Source organism: Castellaniella sp., assembly GCF_004321985.1.
In the GTDB taxonomy this organism is placed as follows: domain Bacteria; phylum Pseudomonadota; class Gammaproteobacteria; order Burkholderiales; family Burkholderiaceae_B; genus Castellaniella.
The window spans coordinates 1-1,770 of sequence record NZ_SCQN01000026.1 but is presented as its reverse complement, the minus strand read 5'-3'; the positions used below and the strand labels follow the sequence as shown (position 1 = coordinate 1,770).

At 66.3% G+C, this 1,770-nt stretch carries 2 protein-coding genes; both read right to left on the bottom strand.

What is annotated here, in order from left to right; translation table 11 throughout:
• On the bottom strand, window positions 1–1,086 hold a 1,086-nt coding region (cbiE, locus tag EPN31_RS06190), incomplete at its 3' end, for a precorrin-6y C5,15-methyltransferase (decarboxylating) subunit CbiE (RefSeq protein ID WP_291770805.1).
• A partial coding sequence (gene cbiD / locus EPN31_RS06185; RefSeq protein WP_291770803.1) for a cobalt-precorrin-5B (C(1))-methyltransferase CbiD occupies window positions 1,083–1,770 on the bottom strand: 688 nt, incomplete at its 5' end. The genes cbiE and cbiD, both read right to left, overlap by 4 nt.

Here is a 1,770-nt window from a genome sequence, read left to right as displayed (position 1 = left end):
AATCAGCTCGGCCAGTTCACCGCCCGAGCCGCCGATAAACACCGCATCGGGGTCGGCCCAGGCAGCCAGGCCCTCGGGGGCCTTGCCGTGCACCAGGGTGTGGTTGCTGATGCCCATGGCTAGGCGGTTGCGCGCCACGATGGCGCTGTCGTCCACGTTTTTCTCGATGGCATAGACATGGCCCTGGCGGCACAGGCGGGCCGCTTCCAGTCCGACCGAACCCGAACCCGCGCCGATGTCCCACACCACGCTGTCCAGGCGTAGCTGCATGCGCGCCAGCGACACGGCGCGCACCTCGTTCTTGGTGATCAGGCCCTTCTCGGGATGGCGCTGCTCGAAGCTGGCATCGGGGAGGCCGAACAGCACTTGCGGCGCACGCAATTGGGTGCGCCACAGCAGCACCACGTTCGGGTCGGCGAACGGCATGTGCGCGGCGGCATGAACGGCGATGCCGCTGACGATGCGCTCCCCGGGCTGGCACAGGCGCTCGGCCACCGCCATCTCGAAGTCATCCGCCAGGCCTTCCGTGACCAGCATGCGGGCGATGCGATCGGGCGTGTTGTCGGGGCTGGTCAGTACCGCCAGGCGGTCATGCTGGCGAATATCGCGCAGCAGCGCATACAGGCCGTGGCCGGGCTCTGAACCTTCCACCCAGTCGCCCGCGTCCTTGCTGTGGACGGATGAGAACTTCATGTCCTGCCACGGCAGCCCCAGCCGGGCGCAGGCCAGTTGCAGGGTGGACACATTGGGCAGCACCTCAATCGCTTCAATGCACAGGCGCGAAGCCAGATAAGCCGCAATGCCGTGGCACAGCGGGTCACCGGTGGCCAGCACCACCACCCGCTGGCCTGCCGTCTGCGCGGCACGCACCCATTCGGGCACCTGTGACATGGCGCCGGTCAGGTCGCGCTGCTGGGCACTGGGGTGGATCTGGGGCGCGAACAGCTGCAGCGTGCGCAGGCCGCCGATCACCAGTTGCGCTTGTTGCAGGTGGGCCAGCGCTGTGCGGCCCAGGCTGGCGATGCCATCGTCCAGCACGCCGAGGATGCGGCAGCGCTCGATGGTGTTTTCGTGGGTGTTGTTCAAGGAGCCTCCGCAATCTTGCGACCGTCGAAGTCGCAAACCAGTACTTTCAGTTCAAATTGATCGGGGTAGCGCGTGCGCAGGGTCTGTATGACCCGCTGCGCCAGCGCGGTGTGAAAGGCAGCGCCCAAGCCCAGAGCGTCCATGCGTTCGCTCGCATAACGGGCGGTTTCATGGTCGCGAATGGCCTCACACACCTCGGGCGGTGCACCCACACTTGCGGCCAGTTCGGCCAGCAAGCCGGTATCGACCTCGGCGCGTCCGGCGTGGGTGATGGTCTCGCCCTGCGCGATCTTGGTCAGCTTGCCGACCATGCCGCCTATCACCACCTGCTTCAAACCCGCCTTCACCGCCGCGCCCATGGCGTAGCGCAGAAAGTCGCCCATCTGCACAAAAGCCGGTTCGGGCAGGTGGGGCATTTCTTCCATCACGAATTTTTCGGTGCGTCCGCCCGTGGTCAGCACCACCACGCCATGGCCCAGCGTGCCGGCCACCTGCACCCCCTGCACCACGCTGGCGCGGTAGGCGGCCGTGGAATAGGGCTTCACGATGCCGGTCGTGCCCAAAATGGAGATGCCGCCCAGAATGCCCAGGCGCGCATTCAGCGTCTTCTTGGTCATCTCCTCGCCCTGCGGCACGGAAATCGTCACTTCAAGACCCGCCTCGTCGAGCAGCGATGCACCTGCC